This window comes from Mumia flava (assembly GCF_002797495.1).
GTDB lineage: Bacteria > Actinomycetota > Actinomycetes > Propionibacteriales > Nocardioidaceae > Mumia > Mumia flava.
In genome coordinates this window covers 19,017-40,179 of sequence record NZ_PGEZ01000001.1, presented here as the reverse complement: position 1 = coordinate 40,179, position 21,163 = coordinate 19,017, and the positions used below count along the sequence as shown (strand labels likewise).

Annotated in this window: 26 protein-coding genes and 1 riboswitch; of the genes, 23 read left to right on the top strand and 3 right to left on the bottom strand. The window is 73.5% G+C overall.

What is annotated here, in order from left to right:
* The first annotated feature begins 63 nt into the window (after positions 1 to 63).
* The 17 genes from mihF to CLV56_RS00135 all read left to right on the top strand — a co-directional run bounded on the left by mihF (position 64) and on the right by CLV56_RS00135 (position 15,140).
* Positions 64 to 384 (top strand): integration host factor, actinobacterial type, encoded by a 321-nt coding sequence (mihF, locus tag CLV56_RS00215; protein ID WP_039359146.1) that lies wholly within the window; start codon positions 64 to 66, stop codon positions 382 to 384.
* Positions 377 to 973 (top strand): guanylate kinase, encoded by a 597-nt coding sequence (gene gmk / locus CLV56_RS00210; protein WP_039359145.1) that lies wholly within the window; start codon positions 377 to 379, stop codon positions 971 to 973. Before mihF ends, gmk begins: the two co-directional genes overlap by 8 nt.
* Positions 974 to 983: 10 nt before the next feature.
* Entirely contained in the window at positions 984 to 1,268 is a 285-nt protein-coding gene (gene rpoZ / locus CLV56_RS00205) for a DNA-directed RNA polymerase subunit omega (protein ID WP_039359144.1), read from the top strand.
* 5 nt (positions 1,269 to 1,273) lie between these two features.
* Complete coding sequence (coaBC, locus tag CLV56_RS00200) at positions 1,274 to 2,497, top strand: bifunctional phosphopantothenoylcysteine decarboxylase/phosphopantothenate--cysteine ligase CoaBC (RefSeq protein WP_039359143.1); 1,224 nt, start codon at positions 1,274 to 1,276, stop codon at positions 2,495 to 2,497.
* A 62-nt stretch (positions 2,498 to 2,559) separates the two neighbouring features.
* Positions 2,560 to 3,753 carry a methionine adenosyltransferase gene (metK, locus tag CLV56_RS00195; RefSeq protein ID WP_039359141.1) on the top strand — a complete coding sequence of 398 codons (1,194 nt, stop codon included), beginning with the start codon at positions 2,560 to 2,562 and terminating at the stop codon, positions 3,751 to 3,753.
* A 44-nt stretch (positions 3,754 to 3,797) separates the two neighbouring features.
* A complete protein-coding gene (locus CLV56_RS00190) occupies positions 3,798 to 5,864 on the top strand; it encodes a primosomal protein N' (RefSeq protein WP_039359138.1) in 2,067 nt (688 codons plus the stop codon).
* A 55-nt stretch (positions 5,865 to 5,919) separates the two neighbouring features.
* Positions 5,920 to 6,843, top strand: coding sequence for a methionyl-tRNA formyltransferase (fmt, locus tag CLV56_RS00185; RefSeq protein WP_039359135.1), 924 nt, complete (start codon positions 5,920 to 5,922; stop codon positions 6,841 to 6,843).
* Positions 6,836 to 8,218 (top strand): RsmB/NOP family class I SAM-dependent RNA methyltransferase, encoded by a 1,383-nt coding sequence (locus CLV56_RS00180; RefSeq protein ID WP_039359184.1) that lies wholly within the window; start codon positions 6,836 to 6,838, stop codon positions 8,216 to 8,218. Before fmt ends, CLV56_RS00180 begins: the two co-directional genes overlap by 8 nt.
* Positions 8,219 to 8,375: 157 nt before the next feature.
* Positions 8,376 to 9,047, top strand: coding sequence for a ribulose-phosphate 3-epimerase (gene rpe, locus CLV56_RS00175; RefSeq protein WP_039359132.1), 672 nt, complete (start codon positions 8,376 to 8,378; stop codon positions 9,045 to 9,047).
* 73 nt (positions 9,048 to 9,120) lie between these two features.
* Positions 9,121 to 9,249, top strand: a riboswitch (FMN riboswitch).
* A gap of 117 nt (positions 9,250 to 9,366) precedes the next feature.
* On the top strand, positions 9,367 to 10,371 hold the full coding sequence (gene ribD, locus CLV56_RS00170) for a bifunctional diaminohydroxyphosphoribosylaminopyrimidine deaminase/5-amino-6-(5-phosphoribosylamino)uracil reductase RibD (RefSeq protein WP_039359182.1): 1,005 nt from the start codon (positions 9,367 to 9,369) through the stop codon (positions 10,369 to 10,371).
* A 4-nt stretch (positions 10,372 to 10,375) separates the two neighbouring features.
* Entirely contained in the window at positions 10,376 to 10,990 is a 615-nt protein-coding gene (locus CLV56_RS00165; protein ID WP_039359130.1) for a riboflavin synthase, read from the top strand.
* Entirely contained in the window at positions 10,987 to 11,682 is a 696-nt protein-coding gene (locus CLV56_RS00160; RefSeq protein WP_039359127.1) for a nicotinamide mononucleotide transporter family protein, read from the top strand. The genes CLV56_RS00165 and CLV56_RS00160 overlap by 4 nt, the downstream gene beginning before the upstream one ends.
* On the top strand, positions 11,679 to 13,034 hold the full coding sequence (locus CLV56_RS00155) for a bifunctional 3,4-dihydroxy-2-butanone-4-phosphate synthase/GTP cyclohydrolase II (RefSeq protein ID WP_100414208.1): 1,356 nt from the start codon (positions 11,679 to 11,681) through the stop codon (positions 13,032 to 13,034). The genes CLV56_RS00160 and CLV56_RS00155 overlap by 4 nt, the downstream gene beginning before the upstream one ends.
* Positions 13,031 to 13,501: a 6,7-dimethyl-8-ribityllumazine synthase gene (gene ribH / locus CLV56_RS00150; protein WP_039359124.1), complete on the top strand. Its 471-nt coding sequence runs from the start codon at positions 13,031 to 13,033 to the stop codon at positions 13,499 to 13,501. The genes CLV56_RS00155 and ribH overlap by 4 nt, the downstream gene beginning before the upstream one ends.
* Positions 13,502 to 13,507: 6 nt before the next feature.
* Entirely contained in the window at positions 13,508 to 13,771 is a 264-nt protein-coding gene (locus tag CLV56_RS00145) for a phosphoribosyl-ATP diphosphatase (RefSeq protein ID WP_039359121.1), read from the top strand.
* 71 nt (positions 13,772 to 13,842) lie between these two features.
* A complete protein-coding gene (hisG, locus tag CLV56_RS00140; protein WP_039359119.1) occupies positions 13,843 to 14,688 on the top strand; it encodes an ATP phosphoribosyltransferase in 846 nt (281 codons plus the stop codon).
* Positions 14,676 to 15,140 carry a PH domain-containing protein gene (locus tag CLV56_RS00135; protein ID WP_157805014.1) on the top strand — a complete coding sequence of 155 codons (465 nt, stop codon included), beginning with the start codon at positions 14,676 to 14,678 and terminating at the stop codon, positions 15,138 to 15,140. Before hisG ends, CLV56_RS00135 begins: the two co-directional genes overlap by 13 nt.
* Positions 15,141 to 15,162: 22 nt before the next feature.
* On the opposite strand, the gene CLV56_RS00130 is transcribed toward CLV56_RS00135, so the two are convergent.
* On the bottom strand, positions 15,163 to 15,594 hold the full coding sequence (locus CLV56_RS00130; RefSeq protein ID WP_100414206.1) for a hypothetical protein: 432 nt from the start codon (positions 15,592 to 15,594) through the stop codon (positions 15,163 to 15,165).
* Positions 15,595 to 15,685: 91 nt separating this feature from the next.
* Between CLV56_RS00130 and CLV56_RS00125 the strand changes: the two genes are divergently transcribed.
* Complete coding sequence (locus CLV56_RS00125; RefSeq protein ID WP_039359117.1) at positions 15,686 to 16,171, top strand: SseB family protein; 486 nt, start codon at positions 15,686 to 15,688, stop codon at positions 16,169 to 16,171.
* Between the two features lie 4 nt (positions 16,172 to 16,175).
* On the opposite strand, the gene CLV56_RS00120 is transcribed toward CLV56_RS00125, so the two are convergent.
* Positions 16,176 to 16,475, bottom strand: coding sequence for a DUF4333 domain-containing protein (locus tag CLV56_RS00120; protein ID WP_157805013.1), 300 nt, complete (start codon positions 16,473 to 16,475; stop codon positions 16,176 to 16,178).
* A 70-nt stretch (positions 16,476 to 16,545) separates the two neighbouring features.
* Positions 16,546 to 17,577, bottom strand: a complete 1,032-nt coding sequence (locus CLV56_RS20435) for a GNAT family N-acetyltransferase (RefSeq protein ID WP_170224741.1) — start codon at positions 17,575 to 17,577, stop codon at positions 16,546 to 16,548.
* A gap of 337 nt (positions 17,578 to 17,914) precedes the next feature.
* On the opposite strand from CLV56_RS20435, the gene infC reads away from it, so the two are divergent.
* From infC to CLV56_RS00085, 5 genes are read left to right on the top strand one after another with little or no spacing between them, the layout of a single operon-like run.
* Positions 17,915 to 18,559, top strand: coding sequence for a translation initiation factor IF-3 (gene infC, locus CLV56_RS00105; RefSeq protein ID WP_039359112.1), 645 nt, complete (start codon positions 17,915 to 17,917; stop codon positions 18,557 to 18,559).
* A gap of 1 nt (position 18,560) precedes the next feature.
* On the top strand, positions 18,561 to 18,758 hold the full coding sequence (locus CLV56_RS00100) for a large ribosomal subunit protein bL35 (protein WP_039359109.1): 198 nt from the start codon (positions 18,561 to 18,563) through the stop codon (positions 18,756 to 18,758).
* A 41-nt stretch (positions 18,759 to 18,799) separates the two neighbouring features.
* Positions 18,800 to 19,195, top strand: coding sequence for a 50S ribosomal protein L20 (gene rplT / locus CLV56_RS00095; RefSeq protein WP_039359107.1), 396 nt, complete (start codon positions 18,800 to 18,802; stop codon positions 19,193 to 19,195).
* Positions 19,196 to 19,219: 24 nt separating this feature from the next.
* Complete coding sequence (locus tag CLV56_RS00090) at positions 19,220 to 20,071, top strand: TrmH family RNA methyltransferase (protein WP_039359106.1); 852 nt, start codon at positions 19,220 to 19,222, stop codon at positions 20,069 to 20,071.
* Positions 20,068 to 21,111 (top strand): sensor histidine kinase, encoded by a 1,044-nt coding sequence (locus tag CLV56_RS00085; RefSeq protein ID WP_170224737.1) that lies wholly within the window; start codon positions 20,068 to 20,070, stop codon positions 21,109 to 21,111. The genes CLV56_RS00090 and CLV56_RS00085 overlap by 4 nt, the downstream gene beginning before the upstream one ends.
* Positions 21,112 to 21,163 lie beyond the last annotated feature (52 nt).

Below are 21,163 nucleotides of genomic sequence, written 5' to 3'. Positions count from 1 at the left end.
GCCGCCCGCACGGCGGCCTCGCTAAGTTCTCAGCATCCGCCCCGATCTGACGAGGTGACCCCGTTGGCCCTTCCTCCGCTCACCCCTGAGCAACGCCAGGCTGCGCTCGAGAAGGCAGCCGCCGCCCGGCGCGAGCGCGCCGCGGTCAAGAACCGGCTCAAGACCTCGGGCACCTCGCTGTCCGAGGTGCTGAAGGAGGGGCAGTCCAACGAGGTCGTCGGCAAGATGAAGGTCTACGACCTCCTCCAGTCGATGCCGGGCCTCGGCAAGGTGCGCGCCAAGCAGATGATGGAGCGGATCGGGATCGCCGACTCGCGTCGCGTGCGCGGGCTCGGGGTCAAGCAGATCGCTGCGCTCGAGCAGGAGTTCGCCGAGCGTGAGTGACCGGCCCCGTCGGCTCGTCGTCCTCGCCGGTCCGACCGCGGTCGGCAAGGGCACGGTGGCCGCGCGGGTGCGTGAGACCCACCCCGAGGTGTGGATCTCGGTGTCGGCGACGACCCGGCCGCCGCGACCGGGCGAGGTCGACGGCGTGCACTACCACTTCGTGACGCCCGAGCAGTTCGACGAGCTGGTCGAACGCGGCGACATGCTCGAGTGGGCGGTGGTGCACGGCACCCACCGGTACGGCACGCCGCGCGCGCCGGTCGTCGCACGGCTCGCGGCGGGCGTGCCGGCCCTGCTCGAGATCGACCTCCAGGGGGCGCGCCAGGTCCGGGCGGCGATGCCGGAGGCGCTGTTCGTGTTCCTGGCGCCGCCGTCCTTCTCCGACCTGGTCGACCGGCTCGTCGGTCGGGGCACGGAGTCGGAGGCCGAGCGCGAGCGGCGTCTCGAGACCGCGCGCGTGGAGCTGGCCGCGGTCGACGAGTTCGACGTGTCGATCGTCAACGCCGACGTGGAGCAGGCGTGCGCCGACTTGGTAGCATTGATCGAGAATCCGCCCGACGTCGATCGGGATCCCACCACTTCTCTGTGAGGCCATCTTCGTGTCCGGCACCCAGGCAGCCCCCGAGGGCATCACCTACCCGCCCATCGACGACCTGCTCGGCAAGGTGTCGTCGAAGTACGAGCTCGTGCTCGTGAGCGCCAAGCGCGCTCGTCAGATCAACGCCTACTACTCGCAGCTCGGCGAGGGCCTGCTCGAGTACGTCGGTCCTCTGCTGGACACCCACGTCCAGGAGAAGCCGCTGTCGATCGCGCTGCGCGAGATCGACGCCGACCTGCTGCAGACCGAGTCCGCGCCCCAGGAGCAGGCGGACGAGCAGGCCTGACGGCCATGCGTTCGGTCGTTCTCGGCGTCGGGGGCGGGATCGCCGCCTACAAGTCCGCGGAGCTTCTCCGCCGGTTCACCGAGTCCGGTGACCGGGTGCGGGTCGTTCCGACGGCCGCGGCGCTGCGGTTCGTGGGCGCTCCCACGTGGGAGGCGCTGTCCGGGCAGCCGGTGACCGCGGAGGTCTTCGAGGCCGTTCCCGAGGTCCCGCACGTGCGGATCGGGCAGAGCGCCGACCTGGTCGTGGTCGCGCCGGCCACGGCCGACCTGATCGCGAAGGCCGCGCACGGCCTCGCCGACGACCTCCTGACCAACACCCTGCTCACCGCCCGGTGTCCCGTCCTGCTGGTGCCGGCGATGCACACCGAGATGTGGGAGCACGCCGCGACCCGGGCCAACGTCGCCACGCTCCGCTCGCGCGGCGTCACGGTGATGGAGCCCGCGGTCGGTCGTCTCACCGGGGCCGACTCCGGCAAGGGGCGCATGCCCGACCCCGCCGACGTCCACGCCGCGGCCCTCGCGCTGCTCGACGCGCCCGCCGCGCGGGTCGCCGACCTCGCTGGTCGGCACGTCGTGGTGAGCGCCGGCGGCACCCGCGAGTACCTCGATCCCGTCCGCTACCTCGGCAACCGCTCGTCGGGGCGGCAGGGGGTCGCGATCGCCGAGGCCGCGGCCGCGCGTGGTGCGAAGGTGACGCTCGTCGCCGCGAACGTCACGGTCGAGGTCCCGGCCGGCATCGACGTCGTCCAGGTCGAGACGACCGCCCAGCTGCACGAGGCGATGCTGGCCCGCACGGACGCCAGCGACGTGGTCGTGATGGCGGCGGCACCCGCGGACTTCCGCCCGGAGTCGACGGCCGGCGCGAAGATCAAGAAGGACGAGTCCGGCTCGGTCCCCGAGGTCCGGCTGGTCCAGAACCCTGACGTCCTCGCCGACCTCGTCGCTCGGCGAGGGCCGGGCTCGGCGGCCCCGCTGCTGGTCGGTTTCGCCGCGGAGACCGGCGACGAGCAGGCCACGGTGCTCGAGCACGCCCGCGCCAAGCTCGCCCGGAAGGGATGCGACTACCTGGTCGTCAACGACGTCTCGGCCGGGAAGGCGTTCGACCGCCCGGACAACGAGGTCGTGGTCCTCGGCGCCGACGGCAGCGCGCTCGAGGTCCCGCTCGGCCCCAAGAGCGAGATCGCCCGGGCCCTGCTCGACGTGCTGGCCCGCAGGCTGGACAATCGCTGACGTCCGATCGGGCCGGGTATACGCTGAGGTGCCCGTCCACCGTTCCTGCGAAGGGATGTGCTGTGAGCCGTCTGTTCACCTCCGAGTCCGTGACCGAGGGTCACCCGGACAAGATCGCCGACCAGATCAGCGACTCCGTCCTGGACGCCCTGCTGACCCAGGACCCCTCGTCCCGCGTCGCGTGCGAGACGTTCGTGACCACGGGTCTGGTCCTCGTCGGCGGTGAGGTGACGACCACGGCGTACGCCGACATCGCACGGATCGCCCGGGACCGTGTCCTCGAGATCGGCTACGACTCGTCGGTCAAGGGGTTCGACGGTGCGTCCTGCGGGGTCCAGGTGACGCTCGGCCAGCAGTCGCCCGACATCGCGCAGGGCGTCGACCAGGCCTACGAGGAGCGCACCGAGGGCTCCGTCGACCCGCTGGACCTCCAGGGTGCGGGGGACCAGGGCCTGATGTTCGGCTACGCGACCGACGAGACCCCCGAGATGATGCCGCTGCCGATCACGATCGCGCACCGGCTCGCCGAGCGGCTGACCGCCGTCCGCAAGGACGGCACGGTCCCGTACCTCCGGCCCGACGGCAAGACCCAGGTCACGATCGAGTACGACGACGACGACCACGCGCTGCGGGTCGACACGGTCGTGGTCTCGACGCAGCACGCTGCCGACATCGACCTCGAGGCCATGCTGACGCCGGACGTGAAGAAGCACGTCGTCGACGCGGTCCTCGACGGATTCGAGATCGACCACTCCGACTACCGGCTGCTCGTCAACCCGACGGGCAAGTTCGAGATCGGCGGGCCGATGGGCGACGCCGGGCTCACGGGCCGCAAGATCATCATCGACACCTACGGCGGGATGGCGCGCCACGGGGGCGGTGCGTTCTCCGGCAAGGACCCGAGCAAGGTCGACCGCTCCGCTGCCTACGCGATGCGCTGGGTCGCCAAGAACATCGTCGCTGCCGGTCTGGCGAAGCGTGTCGAGTGCCAGGTCGCGTACGCGATCGGCAAGGCTCACCCGGTGGGGTTCTACCTCGACACGTTCGGCACCGAGACCGTGCCCGTCGACCGGATCCGATCGGCCGTCGACGAGGTGTTCGACCTGCGGCCCGCCGCGATCGTGCGCGACCTGGACCTCAAGCGTCCGATCTACGCCAAGACGGCGGCGTACGGCCACTTCGGCCGCGAGCTGCCCGAGTTCACCTGGGAGTCGACGTCGCGGGCGGACGCGCTGCGCGCGGCGGCCGGCCTCTGAGCGCACCCGCCGGCGGTGTCGGCCCCGGTTGGTAGAACGGGACCGTGACCGATCCCGACGCCGAGCCGACGCAGCTGGCCCTCGTGCCGTCCGCCGACGTCGGCGACGCCGGTGGGCAGGGCCCCCCGGCCGGTGGCGCGGCGGACGGAGGACCGGCGTCCGCGTCGGCCGACCGGTTCGCGGGCGCGGCGCAGCGCCTGCCGGTCGCGCGGGTGGCGATCGAGGTGAGCCTGGCTCATCTGGACCGTCCGTTCGACTACCTCGTGCCCGAGGCGATGGACGACCAGGTCGTGGCGGGCTGTCGGGTGATGGTCCGGTTCGGCGGCGCGAGCGTGTCCGGCTTCGTCCTCGAGCGCAGCGACACGACCGAGCACACCGGTCGACTCGGGCGGATCTCGCGGGTGGTGTCGTCCGAGCCCGTGCTGCGGCCGGACGTCGCCCGCGCCTGCCGAGCGGTCGCGGACCGCTACGCCGGGACGTTCGCCGACGTGGTCCGGCTCGCGGTCCCTCCGCGGCACGCCCGGACCGAGAAGCGGCCGCTCGAGGGCGAGGAGCCGCTGCCGGTCCCGGCCGAGCGGTCCACGGTGTGGGCGGCCTACGACGGCGGCACGGACGTCCTGGACGCGCTCGCGACCGGTGGGTCTCCACGTGCGGTGTGGAGCCCGCGCCCGGGGGCCGCACCGGAGGCGGGTCTGGTGGAGGCGGTCGCCGCGGTCCTGTCGGGCGGGCGCGGCGCGATCGTGTGCCTGCCCGACGTCGCGGACGTGGAGCGCCTGGACGCTGCGATGACGGCCGCCTGGGGCAGCGACCACCACGTGACGCTCACGGCCGATCTCGGCCCGGCGGCACGGTACGCCGCGTTCCTGCGCGTTCTTCGGGGACGGGCCCGTGTGGTGATCGGGACACGTGCGGCCGCGTTCGCGCCGGTGGCGGACCTGGGCCTGGTCGCGATCTGGGACGACGGCGACGATCTGTTCGCCGAGCCCCGAGCCCCCTATCCCCACACGCGGGAGGTGCTCCTGACCCGCGCGTGGGACAGCGGGTGCGGCGTCCTGGTCGCGGGCTGGGCACGCACGCCCGAGGCGCAGCAGCTGGTCGAGTCGGGATGGTGCTCGTCGATCGAGGCACCGTCGGCGCAGCGGCGTGCCGCGTGGCCCCGGATCGAGACCGATGAGCCCGGTCGGGCACTGTCGACGGCGCGGTTGCCGGCGGCGGCGTTCCGCGCCGTGCGCGCCGGCCTGGAGGCCGGTCCGGTGCTCGTGCAGGTGCCGCGGACGGGCTACCGCGCGAGCCTGGCCTGCCAGGAGTGCCGGCGTCCGGCGCGCTGCGTGCGCTGCACCGGTCCGTTGCGCCAGGACGACCCGGGTGCGCCGCCGCGGTGCGGGTGGTGCGGCGGTGAGGCGGAGCCGTGGTCCTGCCCGCACTGCGGCGGCACACGCCTGCGGGCCCCTCTGCTGGGGGACCGGCGCACGGTCGAGGAGCTCGGGCGCGCATTCCCGCAGGTCCGCGTCCGCTCGTCGGTGGGCGGCTCGGCGGTGCGTGACGTCGACGCCGAGCCCGCGATCGTCGTGGCGACGCCGGGCGCGGAGCCGCGAGCCTCGGGCGGGTACGCCGCGGCCGTCCTGCTCGACACCTGGGCGACCCTCAGCCGCCCGGACCTTCGGACCGACGAGGAGGCGCTGCGGCGCTGGCTGAACGCCGCGGCGCTGGTCCGTGGCTCGGCCGACGGGGGACGGCTCGTGGTGGTCGGCGATCCCGGTGTGCCGGTCGTCCAGGCGCTGGTGCGCACCGACCCGGTCGGGTTCGCTGCACGCGAGCTGGGCGAGCGGCGAGCGGCCCGGCTGCCTCCCGCTGCCCGCCTGGCGACGCTCGAGGGCCCGGAGGACGCCGTGACCGACCTCGTCGGGCACGGGTGGCCCGAGCACGCGCAGGTGCTCGGGCCGATCGAGCTGGACGCCGACGACGACGGCCCCCGGGCGCGCCTGGTCGTGGCGGTGCCGCGCAGCGGGGGTCGTGTGCTCACCGCCGCCCTGCGGCACGTGCAGGCCGACCGCAGCCTGCGCAAGCGCCGCCCGGTGCGCGTGCAGGTGGACCCGTACGCCCTGGGCTGAGCACCCGCCCACGCCCCGGACGGGCCGGATCGTGCGGTCCACCTAGGCTGGGCGCGTGAGACTCGCCTTCGCCGGGACCCCCGAGGTCGCTCTGCCCTCCCTGGACGCTCTCGTCGCCAGCGGCCACGAGGTCGCGGCCGTGATCACCCGACCGGACGCCCGTGCGGGACGGGGCCGGACGCTGACGGCGTCGCCGGTCGCGGAACGGGCGCTGGAGCACGGCATCGAGGTGCTGCGTCCGACGCGGCCGTCGGACCCCGACTTCGTCGCGCGACTGCGCGCGATCGCGCCCGACTGCGTGCCGGTGGTCGCCTACGGTGCGCTGCTGCCGGGCGACCTGCTCACGATCCCGACCCACGGCTGGGTCAACCTGCACTTCTCGGTCCTGCCCGCGTGGCGGGGCGCCGCGCCGGTGCAGCACGCCCTGATCGCCGGGGACGAGGTGACGGGTGCGACGGCGTTCCGGATCGTCGAGGAGCTGGACGCCGGCCCGCTGTTCGGCCTGCTGACCGAGCGCATCCGGCCGGAGGACACCGCCGGCTCGCTGCTCGATCGTCTGGCCGGTGCCGGAGCGGGACTGCTCGTCGACGTCGTCGATCATCTCGAGGCCGGGGACATCGAGGCCCGTCCCCAGCCCGAGGAGGGCCTCTCGTACGCCCCGAAGATCACCACCGAGGACGCACGCGTCGACTTCGAGGCGCCTGCGTTCGGCGTCGACCGGCGGATCCGCGGGTGCACGCCGGCTCCCGGTGCGTGGACGCTGTACGACGGGCAGCGGCTGAAGCTCGGCCCGGTCACCGTGCTGGACGACGCCCGGCTCGCGCCCGGCTCCGTCGAGGCGGGCAGACGCGAGGTCCGGGTGGGCACGGCGACGAACGACGTGCTGCTCGGGGACGTCCAGCCGCACGGCAAGAAGCCGATGCCGGCGCCCGACTGGGCCCGTGGCGTGCGCGTACCCGACGGTGCACGCCTTGGCTGAGCAGCGACGCGGCGCGCCGCGCGGACGAGTCGATCCGGCACGCCGGGCGGCGTACGACGTCCTGCGCGCGGTCGACGAGGACGACGCGTACGTGAACCTGGTGCTGCCGCCGCTGCTCCGCGATCGCGGGATCGCCGGACGCGACGCGGCGTTCGCGACCGAGCTGACCCACGGCACGGTCCGACGCTCCGGGACGTACGACCTGATCCTCGACCACCTCGCGCCGAAGGGGATCGACGCGCCGGTGCGCGACGTGCTGCGGCTCGGGACGCACCAGCTGCTCGGGATGAGGGTGCCGAGTCACGCCGCAATCTCGACCAGCGTCGATCTGGTCCGCACGGCGGTGGGCCACCGGCCGGCCGGCTTCGTCAACGCCGTGCTGCGCAAGGTCGACAGGCTCGACGAGGCCGCGTGGGTCGACCGCGTCGCACCGCCGGCCGAGCAGGACCCGATCGGCCGGCTGTCCGTCGAGCACGCACACCCCCGCTGGGTGGTGGAGGCGCTGCGCGACGCCCTCGCGGCCGGTCCGACCGACGGCGACGCGCTGGACGACCTCGCTGCGCTGCTCTCCGCCGACAACGAGCCGCCCCGCGTCACCCTGGTCGCGCGCCCCGGCCTCGCGGACGTCGGCGAGCTGGGGGTCGCGGGAGCCGAGCCCGGACACTGGTCCCCGTACGCCGTGCGGCTGACCGAGGGCGGTGACCCGGCCGCGATCGACGCGGTGCGTGACGGTCGCGCCGGCGTCCAGGACGAGGGCTCGCAGCTGGTGGCGCTGGCGGCGACGTCCGCTGCGCTGGACGGGCCGGACGCACGCTGGCTCGACCTGTGCGCCGGTCCCGGCGGGAAGGCGGCCCTGACGGCCGCGCTGGCCGCGCCGCGAGGCGCCCACCTGGTCGCCAACGAGGTTGCGCCGCACCGTGCCCGGCTGGTCGCGGCGGCGGTCCGGCGGCTGCCCGACGTCGAGGTCGTGACCCACGACGGGCGCACCCTCGAGCTTCCGCCGTTCGACCGGGTCCTGGTCGACGCGCCCTGCACCGGGCTCGGTGCCCTCCGACGGCGCCCGGAGGCTCGGTGGCGCCGTCGTCCCGAGGACGTCGGCGAGCTGGTGCGACTCCAGCGGGCGCTGCTCGTCCGGGCGGTCGAGCTCACCCGGCCCGGGGGAGTGGTCACGTACGCCACCTGCTCGCCGCACCTCGCGGAGACCCGCGGCGTGGTCGAGGACGTGCTCGCCGGGCGAGAGGACGTCACGCTGCTCGACGCCACGGCGGCGCTCCCGCAGGTTCCCGACCTCGCCGGCACCGGACCGTACGTCCAGCTCTGGCCGCACCGGCACGGCACGGACGCCATGTTCGTCGCGCAGCTGCGCCGCCGCTGACCTCGTGCGGTGGCCACTCACGGGCGGCGAGTCGCCGGTGGTGTGGTCGCGAGTCGCGGGTGGTGTGGTCGCGAGTCGCGGGTGGTGTGGTCGCGAGTCGCGGGTGGTGAGGACGCCCGCGCGGGTCGGCGTCGCGGCTCCTCGCTAGCCTGCTCCCATGGGCCTGCGCATCTCGCCGAGCATCCTGTCCGCCGACTTCGCGAACCTCGAGCGCGACGTCCGCCGGATCGACAACGCCGACTGGGTGCACGTCGACGTGATGGACAACCACTTCGTCCCGAACCTCACGCTCGGTCTGCCCGTCCTCGAGGCGATCGCCGGCGTGACCGACACGCCCGTCGATGCCCACCTGATGATCGAGGACCCCGACCGGTGGGCCCCCGCGTACGCCGAGGCGGGCGCGGACAGCGTGACGTTCCACGTGGAGGCCGCGGCGGCTCCGGTCCGCCTGGCCCGCGAGCTGCGCGGCCAGGGCGCACGCGCGTCGATGGCGCTGAAGCCGGCGACGCCGATCGAGCCGTACGAGGACCTGCTCGGCGAGCTCGACATGGTGCTGCTGATGACCGTCGAGCCGGGTTTCGGCGGCCAGGCGTTCCTCGACATCATGCTCCCGAAGATCCGCAGGACCCGTGCGCTGCTGGACAAGCACGGCGGTGACGTCTGGCTCCAGGTCGACGGCGGTGTGTCGGAGTCGACGATCGAGCGGTGCGCCGAAGCGGGTGCGGACACGTTCGTGGCGGGTTCCGCGGTGTTCGGCGCCGACGATCCGTCGGCGATGGTCGACGCGCTCCGGGATCGTGCGGCGGCGGCCGCGCGCCGGCACGTCTGAGGCTCGTCGGTCCGTGGCGCGGACCTGGGTGCCGGGCCGCCGCGGGGCGTCGTACACTCGACAGCGAGAGCAGTGCGTGCTCCGGGGTCGGTGAAATTCCGAGCCGGCGGTGACAGTCCGCGACCCTGACGCCTTCGGGCCGACGGTTGACCTGGTGGAACTCCAGGACCGACGGTGAGAGTCCGGATGGGAGGAACACGCGCCCCTCGCCGATGCCCGGTGTCCGCCGGGCCCGGCGAGCGACGACCTGTCACCCCGGAGCCCGCGTCGATCGACGACGAGAGGGCGAGCGGTGGCGGACCAGCACGAGACCCAGGCGATGCGCCGGGCGCTGCAGGCTGCCCGGGACGCGTGCGTCCGCACGTTCCCGAACCCGCGCGTGGGCTGTGTGCTGCTGTCCTCGGACGGCACCGTGCTCGCCACGGGCGCCCACCGTGGCGCCGGCACCGCCCATGCCGAGGCCGACGCCCTCGCCCGCGCCGGCACGCGCGCCGACGGGTCCACCGCGGTGGTCACGCTCGAGCCGTGCAACCACCAGGGCCGCACGGGACCGTGCAGCGAAGCCCTGGTCGCCGCCGGGGTCCGCCGCGTGGTCTACGGGCAGGCCGACCCGAACCCTCAGGCGGCCGGTGGCGCCGACCGGCTCCGCGCCGCCGGCATCGACGTCGAGACGGGCCTGCTCGCCGACGAGGCCGCCGAGCTCAACCGCGAGTGGACCTTCGCGATCCGTACCGGCCGTCCCTTCGTGACCTGGAAGTACGCCGCGAGCCTCGACGGGCGGAGCGCGGCGGCGGACGGGTCGAGCCGGTGGATCACCTCGCGCGAGTCCCGCGCCGACGTCCAGGCCTTCCGGGCGCGGTGCGACGCGATCCTCGTCGGGACCGGCACCGCGCTCGCCGACGACCCACGGCTGACGCTGCGCGACGACGAGGGCGCGCCGCTGCCGTACGACCAGCAGCCGCTGCGCGTCGTGCTCGGCGAGCGTGACCTGCCGGTCGACGCCCGGCTCAACGACGACACCGCGCCGACGCTGCGGCTTCGCACCCGTGACGTGCCCTCCGCTCTCGCGGAGCTCGGGGCGCGTGAGATCCGGCACGTGTGGCTCGAGGGCGGGCCGCGGCTGGCGGGCGCCTTCGCCGCCCACGGGCTGGTCGACGAGGTCGTCGGGTACGTCGCCCCGCTGCTGCTCGGCCGCGGGGACGCCGCGCTGACCGAAGCCGGCGTCGGCACGGTCGCCGACGCCCACCGCCTGACGATCACCGACGTGACCGTCGTCGGGGCGGACGTCCGGATCACCGCACGACCGCACGACAGGGAGGACTGAGCTGATGTTCACCGGAATCGTCGAGGAGCTCGGGACCGTGCTCGCCCTCGAGGACCAGGGCGACGCGGTCCGGATGCGGGTCCGTGGACCGCTGGTCGTCTCCGACGCCGGTCACGGCGACTCGATCGCCGTGAACGGCTGCTGTCTGACGGTGACCGAGCACGACGACGAGTCGTTCACCGTCGACGTGATGCGCGAGTCGCTGGACCGGACCAGCCTGGGTCGTGCCGCCGTCGGCGACACGGTGAACCTGGAGCGGGCCCTGAGGGTCGGCGCCCGGCTGGGCGGCCACGTCGTCCAGGGCCACGTGGACGCGACGGGGACGATCGTCTCGCGGACGCCGAGCGAGCACTGGGAGGTCGTCGAGGTCGCGTTCCCTCGGGAGCTGGCGCGCTACCTCGTCGCCAAGGGCTCGATCACCGTCGACGGGATCTCCCTGACCGTGGTCGACGTCTCCGAGGACCGCTTCTCGATCTCCCTGATCCCGACCACGCTCGCGCTGACGACGCTCGGCGTGAAGAAGCCCGGCGACGTCGTGAACCTCGAGGTGGACGTCCTCGCGAAGTACGTCGAGCGGATGCTCGGTGACCGCCTCGGACCGCAGGAGCCGGCGTCGTGAGCATCCTGACCGAGCTGTACGACGCCCACCTCGTGATCGGCGGGCACCCGATCGCGTGGCGCGAGATCGTCGGGAACGCCTTCGGGCTCGCGTCGGCGGTCGGGGGGATGCGTCGGCGGGTGTGGGCGTGGCCGGTCGGCATCGTCGGCAACGTGCTGCTGTTCACCGTCTTCCTCGGCACGGCGCTCGGCGGCCACGGCGCCCCGCTCTTCGGCCAGGCCGCGCGCCAGGTGTTCTTCGTGGCGGTCGCCGTGTACGGGTGGGTGCGCTGGCGCGCCGCGCGGACCACGGCGGACGCGCCCGCGGTCGTGCCGCGGTGGGCGACGCACCGTGAGCGGATCGCGTACCTGACGGGTGCCGCGGTCGCGATCGGGTTCTGCGCATGGCTGTTCATGCAGGTCGGCGCGGGATGGCCGGCCCCGGGCTGGTACTACCTCGCCGACGCGTGGATCTTCGTCGGCTCGATCCTGGCGACGTTCGCGATGGCACGCGGCTGGGTCGACTTCTGGCTGGTGTGGCTCGCCGTCGACCTGGTCGGCGTACCCGAGCTGCTGTACTTCGGCTACTACCCGTCGGCGGTGCTGTACGGGGTGTACGCCGCGTTCGTCGTCTGGGGCTTCGTCGTGTGGCTGCGGGCCTCGCGCGACGAGCGCCCGCGCATCGAGGACCCGCGTACGGAGGTGGTGGCATGAGCAGGACGGCCCAGGAGGAGCTGGACGCGATCCGGCTCGACAGCGTGGAGCGAGCCCTGAGCGACATCGCGGCGGGCCGCGCGGTCGTCGTGGTGGACGACCCGGGCCGCGAGAACGAGGGCGACCTGATCTTCGCGGCCAGCAAGGCGACCCCCGAGCTGATGGGCCTGATGGTGCGGCACTCGAGCGGGTACGTGTGCGCGCCGGTGACCGGTGAGCTGCTCGACCGGCTCGGGATCGCGTTGATGACGCCGCACAACCGGGACCGCCTCAAGACCGCGTACACGATCTCGGTCGACGCCCGTGACGGGGTCACGACCGGCATCTCTGCCGCCGACCGGGCGAGGACCGTGCGGGTGCTCGCGGACTCGGCGACCGAGCCGTACGAGCTGGTGCAGCCGGGTCACGTGCTCCCGCTGCGGGCCCGCGACGGTGGTGTACTGGCTCGGCCGGGTCACACCGAGGCCGCGGTGGACCTGACGCGTCTGGCGGGGCTGACCCCGGCCGGGGTGATCGGCGAGCTGATCAACGACGACGGGTCGCTGATGCGCGCGCCCGAGCTGAGGGAGTTCGCCGACGAGCACGGTCTGGCGATGATCTCGATCGAGGACCTGATCACCTACCGGCGCCGCCACGAGACGCAGATGCAGCGGGTGGTCGAGACCAGGCTGCCGACCGAGTTCGGGACGTTCACCGCCATCGGCTACCGCAACACCGTCGACGGCGGTGAGCAGGTCGCGCTCGTGCACGGCGATCTCGGCGACGGCGCTGACGTGCTCGTGCGGGTCCACTCGGAGTGCCTGACCGGCGACGTGCTCCAGTCGCAGCGCTGCGACTGCGGGCCGCAGCTGCAGGCGTCGATGGCCGCGATCACCGAGCACGGCGCCGGCGTGGTGGTCTACCTGCGCGGGCACGAGGGGCGCGGGATCGGCCTGATCGGCAAGCTCCAGGCCTACGCGCTCCAGGACGCCGGGCAGGACACCGTCGACGCGAACCTCACGCTCGGCCTCCCGATCGACGCCCGTCACTACGCTGACGCCGCCCAGATCCTGCGCGATCTGAAGGTCAGCTCCGTGCGCCTGCTGACGAACAACCCGGACAAGGTCGCGGCGCTCCAGCGGTACGGCGTCGCGGTCGCCGGGCGGGCGCCGCTGGCGATCGCGCCCACGGCGGACAACCTGCGCTACCTCCAGACGAAGGCGGAGCGCATGGGTCACCACCTGCCGGAGCTGCTCACGCAGCCGCCGGCGCTCGAGCGCGCGGTTCCCGAGCCCGCGGCGCTCGACCGCACCGAACCCGAGGGCGTCGTCCCCGAGAGCACCGTTGTCGAACGCACGGAGGAAGCACGATGAGTGGACAGGGCGCACCGCGCGTAGCGGGCGACGCGAGCGGGCTGCGGGTCGCGGTCGTGGCGTCGTCGTGGCACGAGACGGTGATGGACGGGCTGGTCGGCGGCGCCCTGCGCGCGCTGGCGGAGATGGGGTGCGCGGAACCGACCCTGGTACGGGTCCCCGGGTCGTTCGAGCTCCCGGTGGTCGCGGGCGCGTACGCCGAGGCGGGCTACGACGCGGTCGTGGCGCTCGGGGTCGTGGTGCGTGGCGGCACGCCTCACTTCGACTACGTGTGCGCGGCGGCCACAGACGGCCTCGCTCAGGTCGCGACCCGGACCGGCGTGCCGGTCGGTTTCGGCCTGCTCACGTGCGACGACGAGGCCCAGGCGCTGGACCGTGCCGGCCTCGCGTCGAGCCGCGAGGACAAGGGCCGGGAGGCGGCCGAGGCAGCCGTGGCGACGGCCGCTGTCCTGGCGTCGGTACGCTAGGCCGCGATGAAGACCTTCGACGAGCTGTTCGCCGAGCTGAGCGACAAGGCCGTCAACCGCCCCGAGGGCTCGCGCACGGTCGCCGAGCTCGACGCCGGCGTGCACACGATCGGCAAGAAGCTGGTCGAGGAGGCCGCGGAGTCCTGGATGGCCGCGGAGCACGAGGGCGCGGAGCGTGCGGCGGAGGAGCTGAGCCAGCTGCTGTACCACGCCCAGGTGATGATGCTGGCGGCCGGGCTGACGCTCGACGACGTCTACGCCCATCTCTGACGGGCGTGGTCGCGTCGACCCGCCCGTGCCCCGTCCCCACGACGTCCCGCGCTCACCAGGAGTCGCAGTCCATGCTCAGAATCGCCGTCCCCAACAAGGGCGCCCTGTCCGAGGCCGCGGCGCAGCTGCTCGCCGAGGCCGGCTACCGGCAGCGCCGGACCAGCCGGGACCTCGTCACCGTCGACCCGGACAACGACGTCGAGTTCTTCTACCTGCGTCCGCGTGACATCGCGATCTACGTGGGGGAGGGCACCCTCGACGTCGGCATCACCGGCCGTGACCTGCTGCTCGACTCCGGTGCGTCGGCGCAGGAGGTGAAGGGGCTCGGCTTCGGTGCCTCGAGCTTCCACTTCGCGGCCCCGGTCGGCGACCTGCCGTCCGATCGTGACGTCGCCGGCCGCCGGATCGCCACCTCGTACCCGGGCATCGTCCGGTCCTGGCTGTCCGAGCGCGACCTCGACGCGCACGTGGTCCGCCTCGACGGCGCGGTGGAGTCGTCGGTACGGCTGGGCGTGGCCGACGTGATCGCGGACGTGGTCGAGACCGGCTCCACGCTGCGCCAGGCCGGCATGGAGGTCGTGGGAGAGCCGATCCTGCGCTCGGAGGCGGTGGTGATCACGCCGCGCGACGGGGACCGGCCGGACGGGTACGACGTGTTCCTGCGACGTCTCGACGGCGTCCTGGTGGCCCGGTCGTACGTGATGATGGACTACGACATCCGGGCCGAGCAGGTCGAGCAGGCGGTGGCGCTGACGCCGGGGATCGAGTCGCCGACGGTGTCCCCGCTGCATCGCGAGGGGTGGGTCGCGGTCCGGTCGATGGTGCCGCGCGACACCGCGCAGCGCGTGATGGACGAGCTGTGGGTGCTGGGAGCCCGGGGCACGCTCGTCACCGAGATCGCCGCGTGCCGGCTGTGAGCGACCGTCGGGTCTACCGTCCGGTCGGGCCGCGGGTGGTGGCGATCGTCGCGGGTGCCTGCCTCGTCGCGCTGTTCGTCGCCGTCGCGGCCACGCTCCCGCCGGAGGTCCGGGCCGCGTTCACCCCGCTGCAGACCGGCACGCTGCTGCTCTTCCTCGGGGTCTTCCTGGCGGTTCTCTGGGGGATCGCGCGCAGCCGGGTGGTGGTCGACGACGACGGGGTGCACGTGACGAACGGGTACCGGACGCACCATCTGGCCTGGGCGGACATCCTGGACGTGGCCTATCCCGACGGCGCTCCGTGGCCGACGCTGGCCACCCGTGACGACCGGCGCGTCATGATGCTGGGGCTTCCGTCCTCCGACGGGACACAGGCCCGCGAGGCCGTCTGGTACCTGCGTGAGAGGTTGCTGGCCGGCGGCGACGAGGGCCCGGACGACGGGGAGACCTGAGAGGCGGCTGGTCCGGGGCGCGTCACTGGATGCCGTGACGGCGCAGGATCTCCTCGATCTCGTCGAGGTCGTCGTCGCCGCTGCTGCGACCGCGCGCACGCGTAGCGGGCTTCGTGCGACCCGTGCTCGGGTCGGACCGGTCGGAGGCGACGGCTCCGGGCTCTCGACCGCGACTGCCGTAGGCGATCAGGGCGACCGAGACGACCCCGAGGGCCGCGCCGAGCCAGACCGTGGGGCTGAAGACCAGGGCGGTCGCCCAGTCGACGACCGCGTCGGCGACCCGGACGGCCAGGCGCAGGGCGCCGACCATGAGCAGGGCCCACGGCAGCAGCGCCCACCCGAGGCGCCCGACGGCGGCGCGGCGCCGGCCGGCCTGCCACGCCCGCCACGCCCAGAACCCGGCGAGCGCGGACAGCAGGAGTGCCCAAGGAAGCATCGCCACGGTGCTGGTCATACCGTCCAGTGTGCCCCAGGCCACCCAGCAGCACGACCCCCTGGCGGCCACGTGGCGGGTGGACAGCCTCCTCCCGCTAGCGTGAGGAGGCGTGAGCACACTCGCGCAGCCTGCCTTCCCCGACGACGACGGCGCAGCCGACCCGCGGCTCGCAGCCGCGCTGCACGCGCTGGCGCAGTCGCCCGACCTCGTCGGGGTGCTCGGGGCGCTGTCCGATGCCCGGGTGCTGGTCCCGGTGGTGGCCGTTCTGGGCGAGTCCGAGTCCGGGACCGACAAGGAAGCGGACATGGCGACGGTGATGCTGACCGGCGCCGACGGCCGACGCGCTCTGCTGGCGTTCTCGTCGCTCGAGACGCTCGGGCGCTGGCGTCCGGACGCGCGCCCTGTCCCCGTCCGGGCGCGCGACGCTGCCCGGGCGGCGATCGACGAGGGTGCGACGGCGCTGATCGTCGATCTGGCCGGCCCGGTGCGCGCGGTGGTCGAGACCGACGACCTGCGGCACCTCGCGACCGGCGACGTCCTCGTCGACGTGGCGGGCCGGTGGGCGTGGGCGGCCCCGGGCGAGGCGCCGGCCTGACGGGCTAGCCCGGAGCGGGTGTGGCGACGTGCCAGGCGACCTTCCGGTCGTCGCGGACCTCGACCTCGATCGTCCCGGTGACGCCCGACGCGAGGGTGAGCCGGCAGGTCGCCGTCGTCCCCGGCTCGCGCGGGATGTCGTCGGGGCAGCGGACGGACTCGACCGTGCTGCCCGGGTCCCGCTTCTCGTACTCGGTGCCGATCCGCTCCTCGAGCCGGGTGTTGTCGATCACCTCGGTCGCGCACCCGGACAGGAGCACGACGCCGGCTGCCGTCAGCGCGGCAGCGCACACCGGTGTCCTCAACGAAGCTCCTCGACGCTCGGGGGAAGGGTCGAACCGACCAGGGCCGGTGGGGCAGCCTAGCAGTCGGGGATCACCGGACAGGCGATGCGCAGCGGGGCACCGCGTCCGGGCTGAGCGCCACGCTGATCCGCAGCGCCGTGCCCTCACGGGTGATCCGGGCGAGCAGCCCCGCTCGGCCGATCGTCCGCAGGATCGCGTCGTTGCCGGGCTCGGTGACGATCTCCACCTCCGCGGCGCCTGCGCGCCGCGCCGCCCACGTCACGTGGCGCAGCAGGGCGGTGCCGAGGCCGCGGCGCTGCCACACGTCCTCCACGAGGATCCCGAGCTCCCAGCGGGTGGGGTCGTCCTCGTCGGTCGGGATCGCGACGGCGTGGCCGGTCACGGTCCTCGCCGTGGTCGCGATCACCGCCACCCCGTCGGCCGGCGCGACGAGGCGCCGCGCCATGCGGGGATGGATCACGCCCGTCATCGGTGCGTTGTACCGGAGGAAGAGCGTGCGCTCGCTGCAGCGCGTGTGCAGGGCGGCGAGGTCGTCGGCGTCCTCGGCGGTCGCATCCCGTACGACCGGGTCCTGGGCGGGTGGCCGCGGCGCGGCGGGCACCGGCGGGTCGGGCGCCGGGCCCACCGCGGCGACGAGGTCGGCGAGCGCCGAGGCGCGGGCTCGCTCGGTCGCGGTGAACGGCACGGCCCGGCTGACCGCGAGCGGCTCGGTGCCGGTGAGCTCGATCGTGTCGTGACCGGCGTAGTCGGCGACGTCGGGCGCCTCGGTCTCGAGCAGCCGTTCCAGGGCAGCGTGCAACGAGGAGCGTCCGCCGAGCACGTCGGCGGCGGCCCTGAGGTAGCTCGTCGGTGCGTCGCGCAAGGAGCGGGCGGAGCAGCGCGTCACGCTGACCTGACGGCCGCCGGCCTCGGTGACCAGCTGCGCGACGCCGATCTCGGTCCATCCCGCGCCGACGCTGACCACCAGCTCGTCGGTGACGCCGTCGTGGGCGGGGAAGGCCTGGAAGCTGAGGATGTTGATGCCGGCGTCGCCGCAGACCGTCGCGAGCGCGGCGAGGACGCCGGGCCGGTCCCGGAAGGTCGTCCGTACGCGGTACAGCATGGGACCAGGGTGGCGGGGGCGGGTGACGGGACGTTGTCGGGCGGGTTGCCGCGGGATTTCGGTCTTGTCGGACGCTCTGCTACTGTTGACCGCCGAAGTGGAGTCCGCCTCCCACCTGGGTGACCGAAGGTTGCCGGGTCCGCGTCGATCGCAGCTCTGATCGGCGACACCGCGCCTGGTCGCGGTGCCTGGTGGTGGCCTTCGCTTCGAGCGAAGGCCATTTTCTTTTCGTTCCCGGTGGTCGTCGCACCGACACCCGTACGACCGACCCGGTACGAACCCAGGAGGACTCATCAGCACAGATCTGCGCATCAACGACCGGATTCGCGCATCCGAGGTGCGCCTCGTCGGCCCCAACGGCGAGCAGGTCGGCATCGTCCGTCTGGACGACGCCCTGCGCCTGGCCCAGGAGTCCGACCTCGATCTCGTCGAGGTCGCGCCCACGGCCCGGCCGCCCGTCTGCCGCCTGATGGACTACGGCAAGTTCAAGTACGAGGCCGCCCAGAAGGCCCGCGAGTCCCGGCGCAACCAGACGAACACCATCATCAAGGAGATGAAGCTCCGCCCCAAGATCGACCAGCACGACTACGACACCAAGAAGGGTCACGTCGAGCGGTTCTTGAAGCAGGGCGACAAGGTCAAGATCACGATCATGTTCCGTGGTCGTGAGCAGAGCCGCCCCGAGCTGGGCTTCCGTCTCCTGCAGCGCCTGGCCGGCGACATCGAGGAGCTCGGCTTCATCGAGGCCGCGCCGCGCCAGGACGGCCGCAACATGACGATGGTCGTCGCCCCTCACAAGAAGAAGTCCGAAGCCCGTCAGGAGGCCAAGCAGGCGAAGGATCGCCAGGCCGCCGAGCGGGAAGCGGAGCGGCAGGCCGACCGCGACTACGAGAAGGCCCGCCGCGAAGCCAGCGAGCAGACGCCGAGCGCCAAGAAGCCGCGTCGCCGCTCCGAGAACCTCGACCCCGACATGGAGGCATGAGATGCCGAAGATGAAGCGCAACTCGGGCATGAAGAAGCGCGTCCGCACGACCGGGACCGGCAAGCTCGTGCACAAGCACGGTCGTCGTCGCACCCACCTGATGCAGAAGCAGAACACGGCCCGGACCCGTCTGGAGAAGGGCGATCAGCCGATCGCCAAGGCCGACGTCCCGCGCGTCAAGCGCATGCTCGGTCTCTGAGCCCGGCCCGCCCCACCCCAGACACGAACGAGGAGTAACCCATGGCACGCGTCAAGCGTTCCGTCAACGCCGCCAAGAAGCGTCGCGAGACGCTGGAGCGGGCTTCCGGCTACCGCGGTCAGCGTTCCCGCCTGTACCGCAAGGCCAAGGAGCAGGTCACGCACTCGCTGGTCTACAGCTACCGTGACCGCCGGGCCAAGAAGGGCGACTTCCGTCGCCTGTGGATCACCCGGATCAACGCGGCCGTGCGCCAGCACGACCTGACGTACAACCGCTTCATCCAGGGTCTGCGCGAGGCCGGCGTCGAGGTCGACCGCAAGATCCTCGCGGACCTGGCGGTCAACGACCCCACGGCGTTCGCCGCCCTGGTCGAGACCGCGAAGGCGAGCCTGCCGGCCGACGTCAACAAGCCGAAGGCCAGCGACGCGGCTGCCTGACGCAGCCGAGCGATCGGAGCACGCGTGGCGAGTCCCGAGCCGGTCCTGACCCCTCGTACGGGGCGTGTCAGGGCTGCTCGGAGGCTCGCCACGCGTCGTTTCCGTGACCGGGAGCGGGCGTTCCTCGCCGAGGGCCCGCAGGCGGTCCGTGAGGCGCTCGGCGTCGAGCCGACGGTCGTCCGGGAGGTCTTCGCCACCGCGGACGCGACGCAGCGCCATCCGGAGCTCGTGCGGGCTGCGGGCTCGCGCTGGAGCGTCGTCGACGCGGACGTGGTCGCGGCCCTGACCGACACCGTCAGCCCTCAGGGGATGGTCGCGGTCTGCGACGCGCTCGACGTCCCGCTCGCCGTGGCGCTGTCGACGGCGCCCCGGCTGGTCGCGGTCTGTGCCGACGTGCGCGACCCGGGCAACGCCGGGGCCGTCCTGCGGTGCGCGGACGCTGCGGGCGCGGACGTGGTGGTCTTCGCCGGCGACTCGGTCGACCCGTACAACCCGAAGGCGGTCCGGGCGAGCGTGGGCAGCCTGTTCCATCCGCACATCGTCTGCGACCGCGACACGGTCGCGGTGCTCGCCGCCGTGCGCGGCGCCGGCCTGCAGGTCCTCGCGGCCGACGGCGGCGGCGAGGACCTGGTGGATCTCGACGACGCCGGTGCGCTGGCCGGGCCGACGGCCTGGTTGTTCGGCAACGAGGCCTGGGGCCTTCCCGACGACCTCCGCGCCCGTGCGGACGCGGTCGTCGGAGTGCCGATCTACGGTCGGGCCGAGAGCCTCAACCTCGCGACCGCCGCGGCCGTCTGCCTGTACGCCTCGGCGCGGGCCCAGCGACGCGGTGCGGCGGCGGGTCGGGGCGATCTCGGCGGGGGCGGTGGGTCATGAGCGGGTACGACGACCTGCCCGACGCGGTCGTGGTCGCCGACGCCGACGGCTGCGTGACCGACGTGAACGCCGCGGCGCGCCGGGTCCTGCGCGCGCGGCCGGAGGATCTGGTCGGTCGCCACGTGCGGGACGCCGTCGCGCTGGACGATCTGACGGGGCACGACTGGTTCTCCTGCCTCGACCCGTACGGCGGGCTCCCGCAGCGCACGCTGCTGAGCGAGCAGGGCTGGTACACCGCGGACGGCGACGAGATCCTGATGACCGGGCGCCTGGTCCGCGAGGAGCCTCGCGGGCCGGTGGTGCGCCTCGTGCTCAGCCTGCGGCGCGCCCACGCCCGCGCGTACCGCGACCGCGCCCACTCCGACCTGGTCGCGACCGCCGCGCACGAGCTGCGCTCGCCCCTGACGGGGGTGAAGGGCTTCACGGCGACGCTCCTGCGCAACTGGGACCGGTTCACCGACGGGCAGCGTCGGCTGATGCTGGAGACGGTCGACGCCGACGCCGACCGGTTGTCCCGGCTGATCACCGACCTTCTGGACGCAGCCCGGATCGACTCGGGGCGCCTGACCCTGCGGGTCGAGCCGACGGACGTCGCCGAGCACGTCCGTGCGATCCTGGCGGGCCTGTCGCTGGGGTTCGAGGGCCGGATCGTGGTCGTGGCCGACGACGAGCTGCCACCGGTCTGGGTCGACCCCGACCGGGTCGCCCAGCTCGTCACGAACCTCGTGGAGAACGCCGAGCGCCACGGGCAGGGAGTACGCGACGTGCGGGTGGAGGCTGCCGACGGTGACGGAGTCCGGCTGACGGTCTCCGACTTCGGCCCGGGGATCCCCGAGCAGGTCCGGGACCGGATGTTCACCCGCTTCTGGAAGTCGGGGGATCGCGGCGGGACGGGTCTCGGCCTCTACATCGTCAAGGGGGTCGCGGACGGCCACGGGGGCGAGATCGAGGTGCTCGACGGTCCCGAGGGCGGGGCCGAGGTCCGGGTCTGGTTCCCCCAGAACAAGCCCGAGGTGCTCCGCGACGAACCGCCCGCGTAACCCGGTGGACGCGCTCCCTAGACTTGACCCGTCAGACCGTGACGAAAGGTGA

What these genes read in the sequence shown, in the direction of transcription:
- coaBC (WP_039359143.1), top strand. Translation starts at nt 1,274, where the DNA reads ATGCGTTCGGTCGTTCTCGGCGTCGGGGGCGGGATCGCCGCCTACAAG.
- rpe (WP_039359132.1), top strand. Translation starts at nt 8,376, where the DNA reads ATGGGCCTGCGCATCTCGCCGAGCATCCTGTCCGCCGACTTCGCGAAC.
- ribD (WP_039359182.1), top strand. Translation starts at nt 9,367, where the DNA reads ATGCGCCGGGCGCTGCAGGCTGCCCGGGACGCGTGCGTCCGCACGTTC.
- CLV56_RS00165 (WP_039359130.1), top strand. Translation starts at nt 10,376, where the DNA reads ATGTTCACCGGAATCGTCGAGGAGCTCGGGACCGTGCTCGCCCTCGAG.
- CLV56_RS00155 (WP_100414208.1), top strand. Translation starts at nt 11,679, where the DNA reads ATGAGCAGGACGGCCCAGGAGGAGCTGGACGCGATCCGGCTCGACAGC.
- ribH (WP_039359124.1), top strand. Translation starts at nt 13,031, where the DNA reads ATGAGTGGACAGGGCGCACCGCGCGTAGCGGGCGACGCGAGCGGGCTG.
- CLV56_RS00145 (WP_039359121.1), top strand. Translation starts at nt 13,508, where the DNA reads ATGAAGACCTTCGACGAGCTGTTCGCCGAGCTGAGCGACAAGGCCGTC.
- hisG (WP_039359119.1), top strand. Translation starts at nt 13,843, where the DNA reads ATGCTCAGAATCGCCGTCCCCAACAAGGGCGCCCTGTCCGAGGCCGCG.
- CLV56_RS00130 (WP_100414206.1), bottom strand. Translation starts at nt 15,594, where the DNA reads ATGACCAGCACCGTGGCGATGCTTCCTTGGGCACTCCTGCTGTCCGCG.
- CLV56_RS20435 (WP_170224741.1), bottom strand. Translation starts at nt 17,577, where the DNA reads ATGCTGTACCGCGTACGGACGACCTTCCGGGACCGGCCCGGCGTCCTC.
- CLV56_RS00100 (WP_039359109.1), top strand. Translation starts at nt 18,561, where the DNA reads ATGCCGAAGATGAAGCGCAACTCGGGCATGAAGAAGCGCGTCCGCACG.
- rplT (WP_039359107.1), top strand. Translation starts at nt 18,800, where the DNA reads ATGGCACGCGTCAAGCGTTCCGTCAACGCCGCCAAGAAGCGTCGCGAG.
- CLV56_RS00085 (WP_170224737.1), top strand. Translation starts at nt 20,068, where the DNA reads ATGAGCGGGTACGACGACCTGCCCGACGCGGTCGTGGTCGCCGACGCC.